This window comes from Paludibacter sp., assembly GCF_009712605.1.
Taxonomy (GTDB): Bacteria; Bacteroidota; Bacteroidia; order Bacteroidales; family Paludibacteraceae; genus Microbacter.
The window spans coordinates 138,692-163,560 of record NZ_WASO01000010.1; the positions used below are offsets into that span (position 1 = coordinate 138,692).

General features: G+C 40.6%; 22 protein-coding genes. 3 read left to right on the forward strand and 19 right to left on the reverse strand.

Going from position 1 to position 24,869, the window contains the following annotated elements:
• Positions 1-97: 97 nt before the first annotated feature.
• The 5 genes from F8N35_RS09240 to F8N35_RS09260 all read right to left on the reverse strand — a co-directional run bounded on the left by F8N35_RS09240 (position 98) and on the right by F8N35_RS09260 (position 3,483).
• On the reverse strand, positions 98-580 hold the full coding sequence (locus F8N35_RS09240; RefSeq protein ID WP_293051734.1) for a site-2 protease family protein: 483 nt from the start codon (positions 578-580) through the stop codon (positions 98-100).
• Positions 522-734, reverse strand: a complete 213-nt coding sequence (locus F8N35_RS09245) for a hypothetical protein (RefSeq protein WP_293051736.1) — start codon at positions 732-734, stop codon at positions 522-524. The genes F8N35_RS09240 and F8N35_RS09245 overlap by 59 nt, the downstream gene beginning before the upstream one ends.
• Before the next feature lie 97 nt (positions 735-831).
• Positions 832-1,872 carry a hypothetical protein gene (locus tag F8N35_RS09250; RefSeq protein ID WP_293051739.1) on the reverse strand — a complete coding sequence of 347 codons (1,041 nt, stop codon included), beginning with the start codon at positions 1,870-1,872 and terminating at the stop codon, positions 832-834.
• 158 nt (positions 1,873-2,030) lie between these two features.
• A complete protein-coding gene (locus tag F8N35_RS09255) occupies positions 2,031-2,651 on the reverse strand; it encodes an HAD family hydrolase (protein WP_293051742.1) in 621 nt (206 codons plus the stop codon).
• A gap of 28 nt (positions 2,652-2,679) precedes the next feature.
• Entirely contained in the window at positions 2,680-3,483 is an 804-nt protein-coding gene (locus tag F8N35_RS09260) for a polysaccharide deacetylase family protein (RefSeq protein ID WP_293051745.1), read from the reverse strand.
• Between the two features lie 372 nt (positions 3,484-3,855).
• On the opposite strand from F8N35_RS09260, the gene F8N35_RS09265 reads away from it, so the two are divergent.
• Positions 3,856-4,269: an AraC family transcriptional regulator gene (locus F8N35_RS09265; protein ID WP_293051747.1), complete on the forward strand. Its 414-nt coding sequence runs from the start codon at positions 3,856-3,858 to the stop codon at positions 4,267-4,269.
• A gap of 129 nt (positions 4,270-4,398) precedes the next feature.
• Here the strand turns inward: F8N35_RS09265 and F8N35_RS09270 are convergent, their stop codons facing one another.
• The 4 genes from F8N35_RS09270 to fabD all read right to left on the reverse strand — a co-directional run bounded on the left by F8N35_RS09270 (position 4,399) and on the right by fabD (position 9,923).
• On the reverse strand, positions 4,399-5,742 hold the full coding sequence (locus F8N35_RS09270; protein WP_293051750.1) for an MATE family efflux transporter: 1,344 nt from the start codon (positions 5,740-5,742) through the stop codon (positions 4,399-4,401).
• A gap of 735 nt (positions 5,743-6,477) precedes the next feature.
• A complete protein-coding gene (locus tag F8N35_RS09275; protein WP_172795576.1) occupies positions 6,478-6,939 on the reverse strand; it encodes an SPOR domain-containing protein in 462 nt (153 codons plus the stop codon).
• 76 nt (positions 6,940-7,015) lie between these two features.
• Positions 7,016-8,407, reverse strand: coding sequence for an arginine decarboxylase (locus F8N35_RS09280; protein ID WP_293051757.1), 1,392 nt, complete (start codon positions 8,405-8,407; stop codon positions 7,016-7,018).
• A gap of 643 nt (positions 8,408-9,050) precedes the next feature.
• The gene (gene fabD / locus F8N35_RS09285; RefSeq protein ID WP_293051759.1) at positions 9,051-9,923 is read right to left on the reverse strand and encodes an ACP S-malonyltransferase; all 873 of its coding nucleotides are present in this window, start codon (positions 9,921-9,923) and stop codon (positions 9,051-9,053) included.
• A 557-nt stretch (positions 9,924-10,480) separates the two neighbouring features.
• On the opposite strand from fabD, the gene F8N35_RS09290 reads away from it, so the two are divergent.
• Positions 10,481-11,311 (forward strand): Dam family site-specific DNA-(adenine-N6)-methyltransferase, encoded by an 831-nt coding sequence (locus tag F8N35_RS09290; protein WP_293051762.1) that lies wholly within the window; start codon positions 10,481-10,483, stop codon positions 11,309-11,311.
• Between the two features lie 2 nt (positions 11,312-11,313).
• Positions 11,314-13,671, forward strand: coding sequence for a DGQHR domain-containing protein (locus F8N35_RS09295; protein WP_293051764.1), 2,358 nt, complete (start codon positions 11,314-11,316; stop codon positions 13,669-13,671).
• 146 nt (positions 13,672-13,817) lie between these two features.
• Here F8N35_RS09295 and F8N35_RS09300 read toward each other — a convergent pair whose 3' ends face one another.
• The 10 genes from F8N35_RS09300 to F8N35_RS09345 all read right to left on the reverse strand — a co-directional run bounded on the left by F8N35_RS09300 (position 13,818) and on the right by F8N35_RS09345 (position 24,810).
• Positions 13,818-14,465, reverse strand: coding sequence for a carbohydrate-binding family 9-like protein (locus F8N35_RS09300; protein WP_293051766.1), 648 nt, complete (start codon positions 14,463-14,465; stop codon positions 13,818-13,820).
• Between the two features lie 175 nt (positions 14,466-14,640).
• Positions 14,641-15,816, reverse strand: coding sequence for a class I SAM-dependent methyltransferase (locus F8N35_RS09305; RefSeq protein ID WP_293051768.1), 1,176 nt, complete (start codon positions 15,814-15,816; stop codon positions 14,641-14,643).
• A 15-nt stretch (positions 15,817-15,831) separates the two neighbouring features.
• On the reverse strand, positions 15,832-16,608 hold the full coding sequence (gene tatC, locus F8N35_RS09310; RefSeq protein ID WP_293051771.1) for a twin-arginine translocase subunit TatC: 777 nt from the start codon (positions 16,606-16,608) through the stop codon (positions 15,832-15,834).
• Between the two features lie 574 nt (positions 16,609-17,182).
• The gene (locus F8N35_RS09315) at positions 17,183-18,430 is read right to left on the reverse strand and encodes a DUF5103 domain-containing protein (RefSeq protein ID WP_293051774.1); all 1,248 of its coding nucleotides are present in this window, start codon (positions 18,428-18,430) and stop codon (positions 17,183-17,185) included.
• Positions 18,431-18,594: 164 nt separating this feature from the next.
• Positions 18,595-20,115, reverse strand: coding sequence for an MFS transporter (locus F8N35_RS09320; RefSeq protein WP_293051777.1), 1,521 nt, complete (start codon positions 20,113-20,115; stop codon positions 18,595-18,597).
• Between the two features lie 67 nt (positions 20,116-20,182).
• On the reverse strand, positions 20,183-20,851 hold the full coding sequence (locus F8N35_RS09325) for a bifunctional 4-hydroxy-2-oxoglutarate aldolase/2-dehydro-3-deoxy-phosphogluconate aldolase (protein ID WP_293051779.1): 669 nt from the start codon (positions 20,849-20,851) through the stop codon (positions 20,183-20,185).
• A 61-nt stretch (positions 20,852-20,912) separates the two neighbouring features.
• Entirely contained in the window at positions 20,913-21,278 is a 366-nt protein-coding gene (locus tag F8N35_RS09330; RefSeq protein WP_293051782.1) for a four helix bundle protein, read from the reverse strand.
• Between the two features lie 51 nt (positions 21,279-21,329).
• Positions 21,330-22,373 carry a sugar kinase gene (locus tag F8N35_RS09335; protein WP_068703217.1) on the reverse strand — a complete coding sequence of 348 codons (1,044 nt, stop codon included), beginning with the start codon at positions 22,371-22,373 and terminating at the stop codon, positions 21,330-21,332.
• Between the two features lie 167 nt (positions 22,374-22,540).
• Positions 22,541-23,947 carry a glucuronate isomerase gene (gene uxaC, locus F8N35_RS09340; protein ID WP_068702875.1) on the reverse strand — a complete coding sequence of 469 codons (1,407 nt, stop codon included), beginning with the start codon at positions 23,945-23,947 and terminating at the stop codon, positions 22,541-22,543.
• Between the two features lie 182 nt (positions 23,948-24,129).
• The gene (locus F8N35_RS09345) at positions 24,130-24,810 is read right to left on the reverse strand and encodes a GntR family transcriptional regulator (RefSeq protein WP_293051788.1); all 681 of its coding nucleotides are present in this window, start codon (positions 24,808-24,810) and stop codon (positions 24,130-24,132) included.
• Positions 24,811-24,869 lie beyond the last annotated feature (59 nt).

Sequence of the window (24,869 nt, forward strand, 5' to 3'; positions counted from 1 at the left end):
GTATGCGTCAGACAACTGACGGTCGTTTTTAAGTTTACTTTGCGATTACCTGCTTAATTTGCGTTCTATCCAACTTTAAGTCAAGCTCTTGTTTCGGCTACTGAAAATCCAGCAACCTCAGAAAGAACACCGTTATATGGTTTATTATCTGCGACAGGTGCAAGATATTGAGATGCGCATAGTTTTCGAGCAGGATAATGCCGAGCAATGCCGCTGTTCCCCATTTATAGAGGTTCATCATCAGCGTAGGATTGATGTCTTTGAGGAAGGTAAGATACACATGCGATCCATCGAGCGGAGGTAGCGGAATAAGGTTGAACACAAAGAGTCCGAAGTTAATGATCCCCGAAAGGACTATCAGGTTGATAACGGCTATTCCCGTTTCGGTAGCATTGAAATAGGGGTAGACAAAAAGTATCCGTGCCACAATCAACAGCAGCAGTGCCAGTAGGAAGTTGGAGAGCGGTCCGGCAATGGAGATCAGAATCTCATCGCGGTGCTTGTGCTTCAGGTTGTCGGGATTAAAGCTGACCGGCTTGGCCCACCCGAAACCGGCAACAATGATCAGAAAGAAACCCATCCAGTCGATATGTCGCAACGGATTGAGATATGCGCCCGTCGTCTTTGGCCGTGTTATCGCCCAGTCGGTAAGCCGTATAAGCATGAGCAAACTCGTGTATGGTCAGACCAATAATGGCTGCCGGAATAATCTTAACCGTTTCGGATAGTTCCATATAAAAATTAATCCTGTTTCGCTTCTCTATTCTATTGTCGAAAGAGGCTTCACATCTATGTTTGTATCGTTTTATTCGTTGTTATGAATATACAATATCACTTCATGAATATCGCCTGAGCTGCTGTATCGTCTCCTCCTGTGGCTAAGATTGTTTCAACCCCGTTTTTCCAGTATTTTGCAACTGAAGCAGTGCCACTATGTTCTTGACCGGCAATGTAAATGTCACTGTTCTTTACCATGATTGAAAAAGCTTCTGAAACAGTACTGCTATTGCTTACAGTTACTTCAATCCCGTTTTTCCAGTATCTGGCAACCCTAGGAATATCATGAGTCCCCTCGTATCCTGCTACATAGACATCGGCTCCATCAATAAATATTGATCTAATCTCAGCATCATAATTTCCGTTGCTTAATGTAACCGCAGTTCCATTTTTCCAATATTTAGCAACCTTAAATCCTATTTTATTACATTCATAACCTGCTACATAAAGATCATTCCCTGACAGCACCATTGTTTCAATTCTTGCAGAACAAGTTCCATCCGTAATACTAAATGCTTCTCCATTCTTCCAATATTTAGCAATACTTTTATCCGAACTATTATATTCATAGCCGGCAACATAAATGTCATTATTCGACGCTATAATAGAAGTTGCTGCCGCAGAATATCTGCCATCAGTAAGGTTAGTAACTACTCCGTTTTTCCAATATCTGGCATAGGTTTTACCACCCGAAAAATTAGTCCCTGCAACATAGACATCTCCTTTCGACACAAAGATTGATAACCCCTTAGTATCACCTACAGATGGCAAATTGACCAGCATATTATTTTTCCAATATACAGCCATTTCTGTACTTGCATCATATCCGACAATATATGTATCATTACCATCTACAAACATACCCGAAGCAAGATAGTAATCTGATACTGAAATATTAGTAAGCGTATTATTATGCCATAACTTCACTGCTCCTTCTAATATTGCAGGATTGCTGACCGATACTATTGGATTGTTCACTAATACATAAATACCAGAATTATCTGTTTTAGTTTTAGGCTCATCTTCACTTCTTTTGCAATTAGCCAATCCAATTAATAAAAGAACAATACTAACAGTTCTAAATAATGAATTCATAAATATCTATTTATGTCTATTCGCGATAAAGACGGTTCGGTTATATCCAATTTCTCCCTCATGTACAGGTTTAGCGATGGTAAACGATGCCTATAAAAATCAGCAATGATAAAACAACGCGGGTTTCAATCGCCATCCATTGCAACCCGAAGACATTCTCAGAATCTCACCCACTCCACAATATCGGACGGCACCCGAAATGTCACGTCGGAAGCGATTTGTTCCGGGTGGCGACTACCCCACCCCGCCAGACCGAATTTCACTCCAGCTCCGTGAGCGCACCGGCAATCGTATACTGTACCGCCGATGTAGATGGTCTGTTCTGACTTAGCACCCGAAACATCCAGAAACTTGAGCATCGGTTCAGGATCAGGCTTGTGCTTTTCGGTTTGGTCGGAACATACCACATAATCGAAAAGATCGGCCAGTCCGAAGGGCGCGAACTCGTGTTTAAACTCGTTTTGCGTTTTGGAGGTAACAATGCCGGTCTGCAGGTTCATCTCCTTCAGAGACACCAGCATTTCGCGGATACCTTCGAACACCTTTGCCGTATGGAAGAATTGCTGAAAAAAGAAATTCCAGCGAAGATTGGCCTGCTGCACATCTTCAATGCCGAACATCGGCAGAGAATCAGAGCTTGGCAATCCGAAAGCAAATTCCAGTTCCTTCAATGAAAACTCTTTGCCGTAATCGGTCTTCAGCAGACTCTGCAAACCACACAGCACCGCCTGCTCGGTATCGATCAGTGTGCCGTCTATATCAAAAACTATAGTATTCATTCAAGTTTTTCAGTTATAAATGGCAGAATTATTTCTTTTCCGCCTGTTTTGCCCTGATATACTTAGCCATATCCACCATCGGAGCAATCCAGATTTCACTTTCATGCGCTTTCAGAAAATGGAGCAACTTGCTGTGCGCCTCCAGCGAAACATTAATATTGTGTCCACCACCCACTCCGTGAAACAGGAACACCAGCAACGTATGCGACTCTAAAGCCTGTTTCACAAGACCTGTCATATAGTCGGCCCCCTCACCGTTAATCATATAACAACGAATATCATTGAGATCGACTTCGCTGCTGTGCTGTAAGCCCGGCGTAACTCCACGAGCTCCGGTAAATTCTTTTTCAAGAGGCTTATAAAAATCGGCACCTCCAATGGTACGATCACCACATGGATAGGCAAAAGAACGCTCGGCTTTGCCGTCGATTGCCTGCAAAAGGGTGCTTGTAATTCTGATTTCGTTTTGTGCCCGTTTTACCGAAAAGCGACTAAGATCGTCTTCGGGTGTAAGCCAGCTACGCCCCGGAAGAGTCGCGTCGCAGGGATGAGTTAGCGTATGGTTGCCCAGTTCGTGTCCGCGTTGCGCAGCTATTCTCCATTCGTTCATTCGTTTTGCCACCACCGGCGACTGTCCGATTATATAAAAAGTTCCTTTAAGACCTACCGAATCAAGGGCAGGTATGGCATTGTCGAGATCAACATCAATCGCATCGTCATAGGTAAGAACTACAGCACATTTTTTACCGTTCCAAAGTTCATTTTGCTGAGCATTTGAAAACTGAAACAAAACAGTTGAAACAATAAAGGCTAATAAGATTTTACGGTTCATAGGATAAAAAGGTTATAAACAATTAAATGCAAGCATCATATTTACTAATAAGAAGACAAACTTACAGCTTTCTTTTTACAACTTAAAACAACTTACAAGCTTTTTGAATGACACAAAACCCGAAATATACAAGAAGGCCAATACAATTATGCCGGCAAATAAAATGCAGAGAAATAGAAACAGATGTCGTTGAACAACCGTCTTTGACCGAATCACACAATATCCCAGCTGATTAATTTGCAAAATAAATTTTCCTCCTGCCGGAACAGAAACGAAAACCTCCATCTTTTTTGATTAAAATATCTAAAAAGCAAGATTTGAACACATTGCTAAATTTATTAAATCTATTTTTGTGCAAACATTTCAATTTAGATGAATAGCGACTATCATTTAGAGCGTATAAACAAAACTATCGAGTACCTGAAGGAAAATCCCGGGAAAAATATGTCACTGAAAGAGGTTGCTTCAATTGCAATGTTTTCTGAATATCACTTCCACCGGATTTTCAAAAAAGTAACAGGAGAGACGCCCCGCCGTTATATCAAACGGCTGCGAATGGAGAAAGCATGCACTTATCTAAAAAACGACGAATCAATTGAAATGCAAGAACTATGGAGCCGATTGGGTTATAGCACGGCATCACATTTCAGTAAAGATTTCCGGATTTTTTACGGCTGCACTCCATCGCAATACCAGAAAAAAATTAAGGAGAAGAAGGTAAGCGAAATAAAAGCGGGGATCAAAATAATGGAGCATCAGCCCTCGCCAAAAGAACAAGAAGTCTGAGATAAAAAATATCAGACACGAAACAATATGCTTTTAAGAAGCATTGAGCAATAGGTTAGTTTTGCTCAACGTAAACCAAATATCTAAAGAGAAGACCGCACCGTGCAAACGCATGGCGCGGTTTGTCGTTTATATCTTTCGGGCTTTCCAGTTTCCGAAATGGAAATAGAGGTAACACATGATCCCAAGTCCAAGCCAATAGACGATTTCGGACATCCAGGCAATAGCCACCGACCAGTGAAACACAAAGTTCACCACATAGTTATAGGCCATATACACCACCAGCGTTGTCATATCGAAAAGCAATGCCATGCGCGTATTTCCGGTTCCTGAAAGTGCATTGAACCAGATACAGCCGAAAGCAAAAACAAACAACACCCCACAGAACACATACATCGAAGGGACAGCGGCATTGATTAATTCGCTGTTATCCGTATAAATGGAGGCAAGCAGCTTTGGGAAGAGCGCAGCAAATATGGCAACCGGAATCACCGCTCCGAGCGCCACGCGAAATTGCCTGCGAATGGTAGGCAGCACCTCGTCCGACCGGCCTTCGCCTATCAGATTACTCACAATGGTGCTGATGGTTTGCCCGAATGCCATCACCGGTAACCCCAACAACGAGTAGAGACTACGAATAATATTGGAAATAGCCAGCGGTCGTTCACCGGTTTGTTCAATAAACATAAAGAACAAGAACCAGGTCGACACAGACAAAAAGATCTGCATCATAATAAACAGGGATATATCGAGAATCTGACGAACCGTTTGCCAGCTAAACCGATGCATCTCAAACAATCCGAAGCGTTTTGTATCAACAGCTTTACAGGTATAGATAAAATAGAACAACGTGGTAGCCGCCTCGGCAATGACCGATGCCAGCGCAGCACCTCCGATACCAAGGCGCGGCAATCCCCAGTGCCCGAAGATTAACGGATAGTTCAGCAGAACATTCACCCCCGTAGTAATAAACGCACTCAATGTCAGCACCTTTGTTCGCATAACGCCCACATAGAATGCCCGAAACATCAGGTTGATAAACGCAAAGAAGAAACCGAAGATGCGGAAATTGAGGTATTCAATAGTAGCATTGCAAACAGCATGCGAATGAACGAAAGAGCGCATCAACGGAGCTGCAAAAAAGAAGCTGAGCAGAAAAACAAACAGCGCCAACAGCAATGTAAAAATCATCCCCTGATTGAACACTTCGCCTATCTGACGATAATTTTGTTCACCATTACGTCTGCCAATCAATATTTGTGAGCCGGAGCTGAACCCCATCCCCACGACAAACACGGCAAGATAAAACACACCGGCAAGAGCAGATGCGCCTAACTCTACCTCCCCCACTCTTCCCAGAAAAGCAGAGTCGGTAAGATTCACCAGATTCTGCGCCAATAGCGTCAGAATTATCGGATAAGTAAGATGCCAAATATGTTTGAAGTTGTACATAGAATCAATTTTCGAAAGCATTATTATTTTACCTGTATCAGAGGATTATAATTTGCACTTTAACAACATACACATTTTCAACGCACTACTCTTATACCCCCTTACCTTTTTTTATTCTTTGCCTGCGGCAGGCCTTACTTTTTGGCGCAAAAAGTAAGCAAAAACATTGACGAAAAGAACTCGTTCGCTCGGCCATAAAACACATTCTCATTACCAAGAGTCTGTAACTGGCCTACTCACTCAAACAGCCTTTCGTCGGTTTGGTATTCTTTGTTTATCCCTCCGGGTCTGGTTTTTCAAATGATTATAAAATAATCTTGTTCTTTCTTTTGTTTATCTTGCTCATGCAGATTGGAACGGCATTGTCCGGTGAGCCAAAAAACAAGTGAAGCGACGCAAAAATTGCCCTTGTTTGCAGTTCTCGACAAAAGGAGAGAACAAGTTTGGACAATTTTCGTCGATAAGCGCTAGTTTTTTGAGCGAAGCGGGCATAGCCTTGACCTTTTTGTTTACTTTTTGTGTCAAGACAAAAAGTAAAAGGCATTTGTAGTTTCGTTCTTACAAAATAATTAGGCTCTATCAGACTTAACCTTCTATCCTAAAGTCCTCCTGAACCCACTAAATTAAACAGATATAATTCAACTTTCCACAAATATAAGTGATAAGACAAGAAAAGAGCCGACAAACTCAATAGCCTGTCAGCTCTTTTGACCGGCGAAACACTTTCTGAGAGGTTCCGCCAACAATCAGAAGTGATTATTTATTTTGTACCAGTAACCATGCGTCGGCGAAACGCGACTGTAATTCAACTTTTGCACTGGTTGCCTGAGCATAATCGTCATAAGAAGCAATAATTACACGGTACATGTTGTTTTCATTGACAACAACTGCCGGATTTTTGCCTTCTTTTTTCAATGTAGCAGCAAGGTTTTGAGCGTTGAGCTGACTACCGAAACTACCGACTACCACATGATATTTTTTATTCACCACATCCTGGTTGGTCTCTGTCGCAATAGGCTTGAAATTTTCTTTACGCACATTTTCTTTTCCTGATACCGGATTAGAAGGAACCTGAGCCTGTGTTGCCGGAGCAGCAATCACTGAAGATTGTTGTTCTGTCGACTGAGCTTTTGCGTATATACCTGCCGGATGTGTGGTTTTGCAGGAAACAACCAGAATAGAAGGCACAATAAGAGCCAAATAAATTAATTTCTTCATCGTCATAGAATTTAGAGTAAAAAGCTTTTTACAGCGTACAAAATTGCAAATTTCTTGTGAAATTAACAAGAACTTATTAATAGCCCAAAATTTTTAGCATCGATTTGTAGCTTTGCTCTTTAGCAAACAGTTTAGTAACGTATTCTCCGTTTTCATCCAGATCAATCACCACCACTTTCGGCGCAGGAATCAAACAGTGCTGTATACCGCCGAATCCGCTGAGTGATTCCTGATATGCCCCCATATGGAAGAACCCAATGTACTGTTCGGTATCTTCTTTCATCGTAGGAAGGAACACCGCATTTGAATGAGCCTCCGCATTATAGAAATCTTCGCTGTCGCAGGTCAAACCGCCTAAATGAACGCGTTGATATTCAGAGTCCCAGTTATTGATAGCAAGGAAGACGTAACGCTGGTTAATAGCCCAGGTATCCGGCAACGTTGTCATAAACGAACTGTCGATCATGTTCCACAACTCACGGTCGTTCTGTTGTTTCTGATTGACAATAGAATAGAGCATTGCACCGCTTTCACCAACAGTATACGAACCGAATTCGGTAAAGATATGAGGTTCTGGCACATCATTCTGAGTACAGATAGCTTTGATCTGAGCTACTATCTCTTCAGCCATGTAGTCGTAATCGTAAACGAAGTCGAGGTGTGCCTGAATGGGGAAACCTCCACCGATATTCAGACTATCAAGCGACGGACATATCTTCTTCATTTCGCAATAAAGATTGACCGCCTTGTTCAGTTCATTCCAGTAGTAAGCCGTGTCCTTTATTCCTGTATTGATAAAGAAATGAAGCATTTTGAGCTCCACCTGAGGATTGTTCTGAATCTTTTCACAATAATAAGGAATGATGTCATTGTAACGAATCCCCAGTCGTGATGTATAGAAGTCAAACTTAGGTTCTTCTTCCGAAGCGATTCGGATACCTACTTTAAATTGAGGCTCGAACTCATTAAGTAACAAATCCAGTTCGAACTTATTATCAAGTACCGGAACTACATTATCAAAACCAAGATTTATCAAATTCTGGATATTCTCAACATAATGAGGACGTTTAAAACCATTGCATATAACAAATGTATCGGGTTTAAGTTGACCGGATTCGAATAATGATTCCAGAATATTTATATCAAAAGCCGAAGACGTTTCAATATGAACACCGTGCTTCAGCACCTCTTCCATCACAAAAGAGAAATGCGAACTTTTGGTACAATAACAATAGTGATAATCAGCATTGTAATCCACCTTTGCCATTGCCACGTTAAACATACGACGCGCACGTTGTATCTTCTTGGCGATGCTTGGCAGGTAACTAACTCGCAGCGGAGTTCCGTACTGCTTGATAAGATCCATCAGAGGAACACCATACCAGTAGAGTTCGTTATCCTCTACAGTAAACTCTTCGTTTGGGAATTCGAAGGATTGTTCAATTAAATCGACATACTTGTTTTTCATCCGAATATCAATTCTCTAAAAGAATAAATAAAATAAAAAGACAATTTATAAATAACAAATAGAAAATCCAACTCACTTGGATTGATAAAAAAAGTCCAATCCAACTCACACGGATTTCACAAAACAAAATCCACTGACTAAAATTGGGCTACAAAAGTACAAAATATTATCGGATTCAGTTCATGAGCTTATCTAAAATAATATGATTATCCGATATTTTGCTTAATGACTCAAAAAGACATAGTTTCATCCTCGCTATTCATTGGCCGGAGAACAAACACATCCAAAAATTTCACCTGATAATCAAGCAACAAAATCGTCCTTACTTTTTACTGTATACTCATTTTCGAATAAGCTGTCGTACCTACGGCACTTTATCTTTTCCGAAATCCTGCTTTTTCTATAAACCTATCGCCCCGATGGGGCTTAAAATGCCAAAGGCATGACCGGTTTATAGAAAATACCGACAACAGAAAGCGAAGTTCCGTAGGAACGGCACATATTAATGCTTCAAAATAAATAAATCTGATCGAAACTTATTTACTGCAAACACTTTCCACCAGAAACAGACAACAAAAAAAGGGGAAAATGCGGATAAAAACCACATTTCCCCCTTTAAGGAGTATACGTTAACTACTATATGTTAGCAAGTTTCAACTTCTTTGTTGATCTTTTTTACAAGACCCTGAAGAACAGTACCAGGACCGAGTTCGCGGAACCAGGTTGCACCATCTGCAATCATATTCTGAACGGTTTGTGTCCAGCGTACCGGAGAGGTCAACTGAGCAATCAGGTTTTGTTTGATTACTTCAGGATCTGTCTGAGGCTGAGCGTTTACATTCTGGTAAACAGGGCAAACAGGAGTTGAGAACTGAGTACGGGCAATAGCTTCTTCCAGTTCAACACGAGCCGGCTCCATCAACGGAGAGTGGAATGCACCACCAACCGAAAGAACCAAAGCACGTTTGGCACCGGCGGCTTTTGCGACTTCACAGGCTTTTTGAATAGCTTCAATTTCGCCGGAAATAACCAACTGACCCGGACAGTTATAATTAGCAGGAACAACAATACCTTCAACCGAAGCACAAAGTTCTTCCACTTTAGCATCTTCAAGACCAAGAACAGCTGCCATTGTAGAAGGTTGTTTTTCGCAAGCTTTCTGCATAGCCTGAGCACGGGCAGAAACCAGTTTCAATCCATCTTCGAATGAAAGAGCACCTGCTGCAACCAATGCTGAAAATTCGCCCAAAGAGTGACCGGCAGTCATTTCCGGAGCAAATTCTGCCCCAAGAGTTTTAGCCAGAATTACAGAATGAAGGAAAATTGCAGGTTGCGTTACTTTTGTCTGACGCAGATCTTCGTCAGTTCCTGCAAACATTAAATCAGTGATACGGAATCCCAGAATTTCATTTGCTTTTTCAAAAAGTTCCTTAGCCAAAGGATTGTTATCATACAAATCCTTACCCATTCCTACGAACTGGGCTCCCTGACCGGGAAATACATAAGCTTTTTTCATTGTAGTTATAGTTTTCTTAAGTTTAGATTAGGCGCTTTCTCTTCGGATCAAACCGTTGAAAAGCACATTCAGCTAAAGTTATTTATTTATGCAACAGGCTAATACAGAACAACACAGATCCTAAAATAGACCTTTTCCCGCTCAACCCGAAAGCGGCACAAAGATAGGGATTTTTCTTTAATAGGAAGCGACATTCTCCGTCCGAGAAGAATCAGGTTTGATTGCATACTGCTTTTCGATATAAAATATTATTTAAGCTAATTAGTGTATTTTAGAAGGATTTTTGTAGATTTGAAACGGCAAACTTTGTAACCCTTTTGGCCAAAAAAAAGCTTGCTTAGCAGTTTATGATTCTCCATAAAAGAGAACAAAATGGGGTTAGACAATAAACCTAAAGCATTTAACAACTGGAATATTGACAACAACATGTCGATAAAAACGAGCACTTCATTAACTAGCAACGAGACATAAAAAGAGCTCAACAGATAAATTACTGAAATGCACAACAGAACCTCAAACGCATATCTTATAGAAATAAAACAATATACGCCCGAAACATGACTGAAGCAAAGAAATCAATAGCCAAAAATTCAAAGCCTTTTCTACGATGGGCTGGTGGCAAAAAATGGCTATTAAAGGAATTGGATAAATTTGTTGATATCAAAAATTACAACTCTTATCACGAACCTTTTATTGGAGGCGGTGCTGTATTTTTTCATTTATCGCCACAAAATGCAATAATCTCAGATATAAATAAAGAGCTAATTGAAACTTACAATGCTATTAAGACAAACCCAGAAGAGGTAATCAAACAAATTCATTCTTTTGAAAAATCTAAGGATTATTACTATTTAATAAGAAATCAAAAATTTTCAAATGAATTTAAAGAAGCGGCCAGATTTATATACCTTAACCAAATGTCATTCAATGGCTTGTATAGAGTAAATTCAAGAGGAGAATATAACGTACCATATGGCTATAGGAATAACTATCAATTTGACTTTGATAACATATTAAAAGCTAGTTCATTATTGAAAAACGCTCAAATAATTCATCAAGACTTTACAAGCTCAATTGAGAATATACGTAACAATGATTTAGTTTTTTTAGATCCCCCATATACGGTAACGCATAATCTAAATGGTTTTATTCACTACAACAAGAAACTTTTCTCATTAGAAGATCAATTTAAGCTAGCTGATGCTATAAACAGGATAAAGAATGCAGGTGCTTATTACATATTAACAAACGCTGCTCACCAAACTATAAGAGAAATTTTCAACAACGGAGACAAAATGTATGAAATTGATAGAGCAAGCCTAATTGGAGGTAAAAATGCTAAACGAGGAAATTACGCTGAATTAATCCTAACTAATATTGTATTATAATTATGGCATTTATTGATCAAACAAAAGTTTATGAAATTGAAATGAAACTTACAAGTGATGCTTCGTTTCTAGGCAAAATATATAAAGCCAAAAAAAATGAATATCAAACAATTAGTATAGATCATTCACTTGTGGAAAATAAAATTCAAGAAGGGTGGGAAGAATTTTCAAAACCTTTAAAAACCAAAACACGGCTCAGAAAACTAAAATCTCACTCGAAAAAATTTGAAGATGATATATGGTGTCAATTCTACGAACTCGGTTATAGAACTATGAACTTTGATGATAAATTCTATTTACCTTATAGTAATATTGATTCAGAAAAAAAGCAAATTGATGTATTTGCAATTAATAATGAAACGGCGTTTATTATTGAGTGCAAATCAAGTGCAAATTTCAAAAAAGCGCCATGTTACAAAGACGAATTTGAACTATTGGGTCTTCGAATTGACGGGTTTAAAAAATCATTACAACAAATTTATGGCAGAACCTTAAAAGTGAAATATATTTTTGCAACCCGAAATCTCAGGCTTGATGAAGAAAGTGAAGATATGAAAAGATTACTTTCTACGAATTCTTTTTATTACAATAACAATACATACAACTATATCAACAGCCTATTGAAAAGTTATAAAGGTGTTGCATTTTATCAATTTCTAGGTTTAATATTCAAAAATGAGTTGATTAACAAAGAAAAAATTGAGATTCCAGCGATTAAAGGTGAAATGGGAAAAAAAACATATTATATGTTTTCTATTGAACCATCAATGCTGTTGAAACTTGGCTTTGTCTTGCATCGCACAAAAGTAAATGAATCAGAATTTCCAACTTATCAAAGGCTATTAATTCCTAGCAGGTTAAGTGGCATTACAAAATTCATTGATGAAGGAGGATATTTTCCCAATTCAATCATATTGAATTTTTGCAATAAAAAACACAAAATACAATTTGAAGCCTCAGCTAAAATGGCTGATTCAAAGTCCTGTTTTGGCACATTAAAACTTCCAAACTGCTACGGAATAGCTTATATCATTGATGGACAACATCGAATTTATGGCTATGCAGATTCAAAATATGTGGAATCTAATACAATACCTGTAGTTGCTTTTGAAGATTTAGAGACAAGTGAGCAACTCAAAATATTCATGGACATTAACGAAAATCAAAAAGCCGTAAGTCCTAGCTTAAGACTGGATTTAGAAGAAGACCTATATTGGGATTCTGATCGTGCAGACTCAAGAATAAAAGCTTTAAGATCTTCGATTATCAAGGAACTGTCCAATTCTCAATCGAGTCCTCTATTTGAAAAAATATCAGTAGGAGAAGACAAATCTGTTTTATCATTTAAACCTTTTTCAACAGCTTTATCATCTTCTGATTTACTACCAAGCGCCAAAGGAAATCAATATTCAGAAAACGCTGTATCCTATTCTTTATATGACATTTCTAATCATGAACATAACAAAGAAATGATAAAATGTAGAAAAAATATTGTTGGGTTACTCATCTTAGCTTATGATTTTGTAGAACAACAATATCCTGATATTTGGAAAGCTGATAAATCATTTATATTATCAAACCGAGGCACATATGCTTATATATGCCTAATTGACAGCCTAAATAAATTTTTAATAGACGAAGGGGAGATTTCAAAAACAACTGACAATGAGACTAGATTTTCTTATATAGCTAAATACATAAAAAGCCTATTGGATTTTTTAAAAAATGAAATTTCAGATGAAGAAAAAGAAAGGCAATTAAGCTTACTGGGTGCCGGTGCAGATACCAAATGGCTAAGATTTTTTCAAAGTGTCATTAATAAGAAACATAGTGAGTACTATCCAGAAGAATTATTAGATTGGAACGAAAGACAAGACGAAGAGCTTCAAAATAAAGGCAGATCTTTAGGTGTTGAAATAGAAAAAAAAATAAAGAAAATTGTTCTAAGCAAAATGAAAAAGCTTTATGGTGAAGATTGGGAATTGGAAATAAACAGCATAAAAAGAGAATGTCAGAGCCGTGCAGAACAAGAAATGGAAAAATATTACAAAGAAGGTCTTGGCAAAAAACAAATCGACTGGACAGAAATGTTTAACATAAACGACTACAAATCTATTATTGAAAAATATTGGACAAAAGCGCCGGAAAAAATCGAATCTGGCTTTATTACTTTTGAAAAAGAATTTAGCATTGACATTGGAGAAGGTTTTGGAAGTAAAGCAAAATGTTTAAAATGGATTTCGTACTTTAATTCGTACAGAAATCTTTGGGCTCATGAAGGAACAAAAGATAAAAGATTAAATAAAGAAGAAGTTCAGTTTATTGAGAAAATCCATTCTCATTTTTACCCTCAGATTTAATTCAGATAGCGAGCCAATTTTGCATAAAACTGGCTATAAACGCTTTGTATCCCCTACTCCCGCGCGATCTCATCGCGTGGGCAAACCCAACATTAGCAACGAGCGAAAATAGCTCAACACAGATCGGGGTTAAACCGACCCAACGATTAACGAAGGATTAGTTCCCCAAAGAATTCAGGACGGTGAAAATCGGGTGCCGGAGTAGTGATTGGATTCCAGCTTAAATAGTGTTGAAAAGCGGTATCATCGGCACATTTGTAGAAGTTCCCCAAAATCTTTTCGGGTAAATTTTCAGGATCAATTCCGAGCAAAGTGAATGGAATGGCAACCGTCAACTCCCATTCAAACATGCCTTCCATTTCCTGAAAGGCTTTTGTGCCGATAGAGGGATAACGCAAGATCTGTTGCAACTCCTCCGGAGTGCGCAGCTCCGACTCATGACGGGTAATATGTTTGGCTGAATAGCAGGTACCGATACAGTTGAATTCAAAATTCATGTAACCGTTCTGATCGGCTCTTTTGCAAAAAAATTCCACACAACTGTCTTTCCATACCGGCTGCTGATCTTTGCTATAAACTGCGCAAAGAACATTGCCATAGACGGTATATTTTATACAAATTGCAGATGTGGAACGGGCAATTCGGAAGGAAGTAATTGGTTTATAGGAATATTGTTCCGGCCAGTTTATACTGTCGATACTTCCGGCATCGCCCTCTTCTGTAAGAATATCGGCAACTGACTCTATGGATGCATCATCCAAACGATCTATATAAGGAACATTAATTGTCTTCATCGCCTCTACATTTTAAATACCTAACACACAATCAGATAAAAAATCATCATCGAAAAAATTACCTGTTCCGCCACACAAAATATTGTTTAGAAACAGATATGCAATGATACAATTTTTTTAGCTAAAAAAAAAGAGGCTTTTTGTGAATAAGAAAAGAGAAAGTATTATGACTAAATTAGTTTTTTTGACAAAAAACCGCCTGTTTTCTGCCTCCACACATCGTTACAGCAAACAAATAAACAGATCCTCCATCAGACAATCCGAACTTCTTCTTAATCTCTTCTGGTTTCGCGGGAAAATTACGCACCGCAATATTGGCTTTCCTATCCGGTAGGTTTTCCCTCATCGTTTGTTTATTCATCGCACCGGAAGATACAACCCGGAATACTCTTCCGGGAAAGTCGGACACCAACACATCCGAAGTATAAAGGTGCGTATCTGGATGCAATTTATTCAGACCGAAGCGTTTGCCTGTCAACCAAAAAGCTCCGGCTTTCATTATAGCCGCATTCGGCTCATAGAGATAAGCAGAAAGTACATCCGCAAAGTCAACGACTGCCTGCGATTCTTCTTCGGGTGTGAACGAAAAAACAGAGTGACGCTCCGCATCCAGATTCGCGCAGATGATGGAATATGATGTGGCACCAGGGCTGCATTCAAAGAGCAGCTCCTTGCATTCATTCTTCACTGCAACCACATGCACCCGGCTCACACAACCCAACTCTTTCACAGCTTGCGTAATGTCAAGCATGGGAGAGGCTTTGACAAGAATTTTATCTGCATATTGCCATAAAACCGGCAAAGCAGAAGGCACATCGGGCTCACAATCGCCCAATCGGATTACTTTGTTTTTGTTTCCATCGCGACGGGCCGGATCAATATAAATGCAATCAAAACGACGATTCGTCTTCGTCAGAAACTCAATACCATCGTCACAATAAGAATCTACCCCGGCACCGCAAACACTGAAATTATGAGCCGCTATTTGCTCTAATTCGACATTGCGCTCCACATAACAATATCCCGCACTTCGGGCAGACATAAACATGGCATCAATGCCTAAACCGCCAGTCACGTCAACAACCGAAAGCCCTTCCACCAGCGACGCCTTATACTGAGCCGTCAGTTCGGAAGAACATTGCTCCATCGAAAGCTTGACAGGATAAATGAAATCTTCATTTTCGACAAGTGAGGGAAATTTCTCTTTTGCTTTACGCCGGCCTTCTATCTGTCGCACAGCAAATTCCACATCGACACCCGGATATCGGGATGATGCAAGCAACAGCTTATGAGTGTCATCATCTGCATGTTGCCGTATAAACGACTTTAGCTGTTCGTCGGGTTGAATCATATGCGCAAGGCGGAATTATTTCTTGCAGACATAAATACTGGCCTCATAAAGCAGGATCAGGGGAATACATACCGCAATCATCGAAAAAGGGTCAGCTGGGGTGATAATGCCGGCCAGAATCGCAATGATCACGACGGCATGACGGCGGTACTTCCGCATAAATTCACGTTTCAGAATACCAAACTTCGAAAGCAGGTAAACCAGAATCGGCAGTTCAAAAACAGCGCCAATACAGATCAATGTTGTTGTAAACAGGCTGATATAAGAGCTCAGCGAAACCATATTTACAATATCGGGACTAACCTGATAGGTGAAGAAAAAGCGTATAGCAATCGGGAAAATTAAGCTGTAAGAAATCAGTACTCCGAGAAAGAAAAGCAAACCGCCGGAAACAAAAGTCCACACGATTGGTCGACGTTCGTTCGGGTAAAGCGCAGGACTCACAAAACGCCACAATTCATATGCGATATAAGGAAGAGAAAGGATGAGTCCCAACCAGAAAGCAATGTTAAGGTGCACCATAAACTGGCCGGTAAGTTCGTAATTGACCAGTTTCAGATTGAAATCTTCAAAACGAAGCGATGAAATATGCAGATTCTGTCCAATGACATCCAGCCATTTGTACATATAGAATGTGGAGTTTTTGGGGGCAAATATGACATCAAACACCCATTCTTTGGCACAAAAAACCACCACCATCATCAACACAATAGCTACAACCGCTCTGAAAAGCGTCCACCTCAACGCTTCCAAATGATCCCAAAACGTCATTTCCTGTTCTTCGTTTTCCACACTCATAGTTTATCTTATTCAACTTTCGCAAACATTGCGATTTAGCTTGTCACAAAGGATTAAATTGAACTCGTCTTGACTTTTCTAAGATCTGTAATTAATAGTTCATTTTTTCTAATCGACCCCACCTAACCTCCCCTAAATGGGGAGGAACTCGTCTTAAAACGAGAAAAAATTGTACATTTTGCAAAGTTACAGCCCCCATTTTGGGGGTTGGGGGTCAAAAAATAAAAAATCAAGACGACTTCAATATTATATTTTCAAATGGCAAGTTCTGCATGGATTGTCCCATTAAAATAATTCCTTGCCATTCTTAATTTGTTTTTTGCCTGCGGCAGGCCTTACTTTTTGACGCAAAAAGTAAGCAAAAACATAGACGGAAAGAACTCGTTCGCTCGGCCATGAAACCTTTTCTCATTATAAAATGTCTGTAGTTGGCCTACTCACTCAAACAGCTTTCCGTCGGCTTGGTATTTTTTGTTTACCCTTCGGGTCTGGTTTTGCCAGAGATTACAAAAACGATCACGTTCTATTCTTATGCGGATTAGACGGTTCTTGTTGGTAAATCGACTTATTATTCAACCACCTGCATACCTATCAACCGGTCATATCTTTCGCCCCAACCCCGGTAATAGGCATAAATCACATACTCGTTGCGGGTTTGCCACAAACTTCCTTCCATCGGCTGTAACGAGCCCGATGTCTCCCCTTTTTTCACAAAGGCATACATATAGTTGTAACCACCCTGCTTTAGCAAAACAGTTTGTTCATAAGCGCTGTGCTGAGCATTGTACTCCATCCGCACATTTCGGTCGAAAAGATTGTAATTCAAATCGCCCAGGACATACAAAGACCCGTCAAAAAAGGGCTTGTCGGTCGGAATCGTAAAATGCACAAACATATAATCGGCATTCACAGAATCTGCCTCATCATTTTGCAGATTAACGACGAATCTTCCATTTGCATCTTCAATCTTCTCGTATGGCTTACCTGCTCTGGAGTTATCCAGGAGCAAAGTGGCATGGTAATACGGCGCATGATACTTAATATTGTCCACTCCATTGCCAAAGGTATAGATAGAAGAGCAGTCGAAGTTGCGGTACTCATTACCACCTTCAAAAATCAGGGCCCGGTTATTAACATAGCTTTGTTTGGAAGAGGTGGTATAGGACGGTTGAACCCCAAACACCTGATTATCGCATCTACCGTTTTGACGAATCAGAATTTTCAGTTCCGAAAACACATCTTTAATCGGAAAACGACTATTATCAACAGAGAAATCAATCTGCTGGTAACGACGGTTAATTTCCAGGTCGGTATTTCCACGAATTGTACCTTCAATAGATACCTTCGGCTCCACCACGGAGAAACACGCCACGGCAACTACTTTATCGGGATTATTATCCTCGTAGATGGTCACCCGGTAATTCCCTGAAATTTTAAATTTTACCTGATCGTTTGGAAACCGGATGGCATAATGAGTATACAAAAAGGTGGTATTGAAGGAGGACTCAAAATCATTTATCATTCCGGTGGACGAGCCGTCAATGGCTTCCATTTCTGTGATATTAGAGAGTGTCCAGTCTGCATTGCAATGCCGAATCGAATAGTAATAATTTTTCCGGTCATGCGACATCTCATCAAATTTCACACAGATCCGATCCGTATCATCCAGACGGATAACCGGCAATGAGAGCTTCTGGCCGTCAACACCGACCTGCAAAGTCTTTATATTTTCAGCCAACGGCATGGTTCTGTAGTGTTCCTGTGCTGACACACATAGCGTTGCCACAAAAAAACATACAATCAAAAAACATTTCATCCGACACTGTTTTAGGTTATAAGACTACGGTTCTGTATTCAACTCCTCATTATCAACCAATCTTTGCAAAATTACGGTATTTATGCCATATCAAAATGCAAAACACAAAAAAAGCTGCCGGCATTTTCACACCGGCAGCTTCAACTTATTATCCTTTAATAAAATTACAAATCCGTAATCGGTTTGTGTTTCGGAACCAAAAGTTTCATACACAAGAAGGCAAGCAGGTAAGCAAACGCGCAAACACCGAACATAATGCCATATGCAGTTGAAACATTTGAAGAAATCAACTCCTTCGCATGATCCATCGCCTGAGGGCTAACAACCACATCTTTCAGGTTGTCGATCTTAATTTTGTCGAGCGGAATCTGAGCTGTTTCCTGAATCAAACCCTGAGCCTTTGCCAACCCAACGCCGATAGCGCGGTAGTGATCTTCCAAACGACCGGCGATTTGTTGAACGGCAACACCGCCCAAACCACCAAATGCAGCACCAATACCGGTTACAGTACCAACTGCTTTTTTCGGGAACATATCAGAAACAGTTGTAAACAGGTTAGCCGACCAGGCCTGGTGAGCAGCACCGGCAATACAAATAATACCAATACCATACACGATACCAAAGCCAGCCATCGTTTGAGTAAAGAGCAATGAAAGAGGTGCAATAGCAATTAGCAACATCGAAGTCATGCGGGCTTTGTAAGCCGCCCAACCTTTGTTCATAAACGACATTGGGATGGAACCTCCGTAAACAGAACCAATGATAGCAATACCGAATACCACGAAGTTAGAGATCATTACGCGCTGAGCAGTTTCTGCAGGAGAAAGGCCAACGCAAAATTGTTGTTTTACGTAAGTTGGCAACCAGAACAAAAGGAACCACCAGATACCGTCTGTCAGGAACTTACCTACTACAAACGACCAGGTTTGACGGTATCCCAGCATTTTGCCCCATGACACTTTTTGGCCATGATTAGCAGCATCACCGTCTACAACAGGTTCGTCTTTATCGCTGTGAATATAATCGTATTCAGCCTGTCCGAGCTTTCCTTTTTCCAACATCTTTTTAGGTGTTGAATAGAAAATACTCCAGAAGATCAACCAAAGGAAACCAATTACACCGGTAATAATAAAGGCCATTTGCCATCCATGCAAACTTCCAAGAAACTCAGAACCGCTTGCCCATGTAAGCAAACACCATGGAACGAAAATAGCACAAATCATTGCGCCGATATTGGAACCAGAATTGAAAATACCGGTAGCCAATGCTCTCTCTTTTTTAGGAAACCATTCAGCTACTGTCTTGATTGAAGCGGGAAAGTTACCTGCTTCACCAGCGCCGAAGATACTCCGGGCAATGCTATGAGCAACAAGCGATTTACCCATCAGAGAACTTGCGATACCGGCAATAGACCATACTACCAACGAAATTGCAAGACCAACTTTCGTTCCGATTTTATCGATAATCCAGCCGGCCACCAGCGTAAATCCAGCATAAAACGCTGTAAAAACAGAAGTAAGAGCAGAAAAATCGGTGGAGCTCCAGCCGAAACCTTCGGGAGAGCAGAAATAATCTTTCAGGAAACCGATCACATTTCTGTCCATGTAGTTCACAGTTGTGGCAAAAAGGAGCAGTGCTGCAATCGTCCACCTGTATTTTCCAACTTTTTCAGTAACTGAAGTCATAATTGTTTTATAGATTTAAGTATAAAGGTAAAAGCGGAAAATGGAGTTCCATTTCCCGCTTAGAATATTATTTCCGCACTTTTTTAATGATAGCCAAAGCATCGCTGCAAAGTTTGGTAATACCAGCCCAGTCCTGAGCTTTGATCAGGTCGGCCGGGAACAGATTTGATCCCATACCAACACAGGTAACACCTGCATCAAACCAACCTTTCAGGTTCCCTTCTTCCGGTTTTACACCACCGGTCACCATCAATTGCGACCAGGGCATCGGAGCTTTCAACCCTTTTACAAAGTTAGTTCCCAACACATCGCCGGGGAACACCTTGCAAAGGTCGCATCCCAGTTCCTGAGCGAAACCTACTTCGGAAACCGATCCGCAACCCGGAGTGTACGGTACCAAACGGCGGTTTGCCACTTTAGCCACATCAGGATTGAACAGCGGACCAACGATAAAGTTAGCGCCCATCTGAATATACAATGTTGCGGAAGGAGCATCTACGATAGAACCGATACCCAAAATCATTTCAGGACATTCTACAGCAGCAAACTTCACTAAATCACGGAATACTTCGTGAGCGAAGTCGCCACGGTTGGTAAATTCGAAAGCGCGAACGCCACCTTCATAACATGCTTTGAGCACGTTTTTAGCCACTTCGATATCTTTGTTATAGAATACCGGAACCATGCCGGTTTCTTTCATCGCGGCCAAAACCTGTATTTTTGAAAATCTTGCCATAATAGTAATTTACAATTTATTCATTTACAATTTACGATTGAATTTGCTTTTCATTTACAGTTCACTTGGAATCTTGCTGCTTCTTTTTTATCGTATTAATAGAACTAACGATAATTTTCAGCAGCTCCTTGTTTTCTGCCATCAGGTCGTTCAGAAGGTGTTCTTTAATTAGTTCAGACTCTATTAGTAATTCTAACCAATAAAGCGTTTCGTCTAATTCTTCCTCCACCATCTTCAGCTTATTGAGAAAATCTTTTTCCGATTTTCCCAAACATGCTGCCCGATAATTAGCTCCGGGAGACGTGCCCGATCGGATCAATTGATTGGCAATTGTTTTTCCGGTAATTGTACTCGGAATAACTTCTGACAATCGGATAATTCGAATGGCAAAAGATTTCAATCTGTCTTTTAAATCGGAAGAATTCATTCCAATATTTCAGATTAAGAAATCGTAAATTGTAAATGAAAAAATGGTCAATTATCTTGAAACACGTCCCGAGCCGTCACCTTTCATCAGGTTCTCTACTTCGGGGACAGTGACCAAGTTGAAGTCGCCATAAATAGTATGTTTCAGGCAAGATGCTGCTACTGCAAATTCGAGTGCTTTCTGATCGTCGTTTGTGTAAGTCAGCAAACCGTAGATCAAACCACCCATGAACGAGTCACCACCACCTACGCGGTCAACGATGTGAGTGATATCGTAATCTTTGGAGACTTTCAGAGAACCTTCTGAATACAAACAGCCTCTCCATGTGTTGTGGTTGGCATTGATAGAACCACGCAATGTGATAATCACTTTTTTAGCACGTGGGAATTTAGCCATCATTTGAGTACAAACCGATTCGAATTCAGCTGCATTCACTTCACCACCTGTATGTTCTACATCGAAGCCTTCGGGTTTGATGCCGAATACTTTCTCAGCATCTTCTTCATTGCCAAGAATAACGTCGCAACCTTCAACCAAAGCAGGCATTACTTCCGATGCTGTTTTACCGTATTTCCAAAGATTTTTACGGTAGTTCAGGTCGCATGAAACAGGAACTCCTAATTTGTTGGCCACTTTAATAGCTTCGAGGCAAGCATCAGCAGCACCCTGAGAAAGAGCCGGAGTGATACCTGTCCAGTGGAACCAGTCGGCACCTTTCAATACTTCTTCCCAGTTAATCATACCCGGGGTAACTTCTGCAATTGAAGAGTGAGCACGGTCATAAACCACTTTGCTTGCACGGGCCACAGCGCCGGTTTCGAGGAAGTAAATTCCCACACGGTCGCCACCACGCACTACATTGTCGGTTTTAACACCATACTTGTGCAATTCGCTTAAACACCACTCTGCGATGTCATTTTTAGGCAAACGGGTAACGAACTGAGCGTCCATTCCGTAGTTAGCCAATGATACGGCAACATTAGCTTCTCCACCACCAAAGGTAGAGTTAAGGTGTGTTGCCTGACAAAAACGTTCGTAGCCCGGAGTGGCCAAACGAAGCATAATCTCTCCAAAAGTTACAATTTTCTTACTCATTGTATTGATTGTGTATTTGATTAAATTGGTCTGCCAATTTTGCGAATGCAAAGAAACTGCTTTTTTCCCAATTAAACAATAACAGATTGTTACAAACAACCATCACATTGTTAGAATTATTCAGGTTTTAAGACCTACAGTTTCTTTACATTGCTTTGAACGATAAATCAGAACTTGAAGAAGTTATTAGCGTTGTTGTAGCTGATATCTTCTACCATCTGACCCAAAAATGCCAGTTCGCTTGCCGGCAACTTACCTTTTTCTACGTCAGTACCAATGAGGTTACACAGGATACGACGGAAATATTCGTGACGAGGATAAGAAAGGAAGCTGCGCGAGTCGGTCAACATACCAACAAAACGGCTCAACAGACCCAAAACGGAGAGTGAATTCATTTGGGCAGTCATGCCGATTTCCTGATCGAGGAACCACCAGCCCGAGCCGAACTGAATTTTACCGGCAACGCTACCATCCTGGAAGTTGCCAATCATGGTAGTAATCAAATCGTTGTCGCGGGGATTGAGGTTGTATAAGATTGTTTTGGCCAGTTTATTGTCTGTGTCGAGGCGGTTGAGGAATTTCGACATCGCTTTGGCAACAGTAAAGTCACCGATTGAATCGAAGCCGGTATCAGCACCTAAGCTCTTGAACAAGCGGCTGTTGTTGTCACGGATTGCGCCATAATGGAATTGTTGTGTCCAACCTGTTTCCCAATCCATAACTGCGAATTCAACCAACATAGCTGATTTGAATTTTACGATTTCTTCTTTGGTCAACTCTTTGCCACCATATACTTTGTTGAAGATGGCATCGATTTCGGCCTGAGTATAATCTTCGGCATAGAACTCTTCGATACCGTGGTCACTCAGTTTACAACCTACCGATTCGAAGAATTTGTGACGTACACGCAACGCTTCAATTACATCGGCAAATTTGGAAATGGAAACACCCGATACTGCAGCCAGCTTTTCGATGTAAGCGCGGAAATTAGCCGGACTTTCAACAGCCATCGCTTTATCGGGACGCCAGGTAGGAAGAACTTTTACTTCAAAGCCTTCGTTTTTCAGCGCAATATGATATTCGAGTGAATCAACAGGATCATCGGTGGTACAAACAACTTTTACGTTGCAGCGTTTCATCAGACCACGAGCCGAAAATTCAGGAGTACGCAACTTAGCAGTACATTCGTCGAAAATTTCTTTGGCAGTTTCTGGTTTGAGAAGCGTGTTGACTCCGAAAACAGAACGGAGTTCAAGATGAGTCCAGTGATAGAGTGGGTTACGCATGGTGTAAGGAACCGTAGCAGCCCATTTTTCAAATTTTTCCCAGTCGGTAGTATCTTTTCCGGTGCAGAAACGTTCTTCAATACCGTTGGTACGCATAGCACGCCATTTGTAGTGGTCGCCTTCGAGCCAAATCTGACCCAGGTTATCAAACTGGCGGTCTTTCGCAATAAATTCAGGGTTAAGGTGACAGTGATAGTCAATAATCGGCATTTTAGCCGCATGCTCGTGATACAGTTGTTGCGCTGTTTCGTTATCGAGCATGAAGTCTTTGTCCATGAAAGCTTTCATTCGTATTCTGTTTGTATTATTTGGTATTATAATTAAATTCTAATTATCAATGCTTTAGCACCACAAGCACATTTACCGTGTTCGAGCACGAAGATAAGGATAAAATTTCAGAACATACTTCGTTTCTCAAAAAAATTTATTTAAATTACACTCCGGAAAGAAGGCTGGACGCAGGAAATGAATTAAAAAGTACCGGAAAGACCAAGCTCGTCAGTTATACAGAAGACCTGGCTATAAATATAGACTCCCATTTTATTCGTATTCAGCTTACGATTCAAGCGTAGAACAGGATGCCCTGGCCTCACGCGGAAATGCTCCTGCAACTTGGCATCCGCCTTAATAGCAAAGATTTGCTGTACGCCACCCGTAACCTCTATCTGATATTTGGTTCGCAGAACATCAAACAGCGATTTATTTTCCAGATTCAACGAAGTAAAACGGGGGAAATTCAGGTTAGGCAACATGGTAATATCATAAAACACCGGCTTCCCATTAAGCGATCGCAGCCGTTCAAAATAAATACAACCGACCTCTTTTTCCACATCGCTTAGTTCAAAGGTAAACGCCTCTTTCCACGCTCGCACTTCCGGCCTACCGATAATTTTTGTCGTCAAAATATTATCGCCCACAGCCGAAGTCGTACTCATCAACGAAAGAATACCAATCCCTTTGGGCAGCCCTTTTACAATACTCCCCTTCCCCTGATGCTTCATAATGAACCCATCAGCCACCAGGCGATCAAGCGCCTTGCGTACCGTATGACGTGCCACGCCATGTATTACACTTAGTTCGTGTTCGGAAGGCAACAAATCGCCTTCCTGATATACACCATCTGTAATCAGACCACGCAGCGATTCGTACATTTTTTTATGTTCGGGAAGCTCTGTCACTCTTTATATTCCTATGATTTACCGCTCAAAGA